A 360-nucleotide genomic window follows, 5' to 3' on the forward strand; every position below is an offset into this window, starting at 1 on the left:
AAGTCGGTGAGGTAACCTTTAAGGGGCCAGCCGCCTAAGGTGGGATGGATGATTGGGGTGAAGTCGTAACAAGGTAGCCGTATCGGAAGGTGCGGCTGGATCACCTCCTTTCTAAGGAAATGTAAGTTATGAAGACGTTAAGAAATCCGTATGAAAATAGGGGACTGACAAGAAATCCTGATTTCTTAGGCAGTTCATCTTTTTCACTAGGATTTTAGTCTGAATACAATTACACGGAAGCACTTGGTAGTCTTGTTTAGTTTTGAGAGGGACGTGGGGCCTTAGCTCAGCTGGGAGAGCGCCTGCTTTGCACGCAGGAGGTCAGCGGTTCGATCCCGCTAGGCTCCATGAAACAGGATA

The 360-nt window shown here is 48.1% G+C and carries 1 tRNA gene and 1 rRNA gene; both read left to right on the forward strand.

Annotated features, from left to right (window positions below):
• A 16S ribosomal RNA gene (locus tag BMI76_RS10505) occupies nucleotides 1-111 on the forward strand; the annotation flags it as partial.
• Nucleotides 112-275: 164 nt separating this feature from the next.
• Nucleotides 276-348: transfer RNA gene (locus BMI76_RS10510), tRNA-Ala, on the forward strand.
• The last annotated feature ends 12 nt before the right edge of the window (nucleotides 349-360 follow it).

Origin of the sequence: Streptococcus sp. 'caviae' (genome assembly GCF_001937065.1) — a bacterium.
GTDB lineage: Bacteria > Bacillota > Bacilli > Lactobacillales > Streptococcaceae > Streptococcus.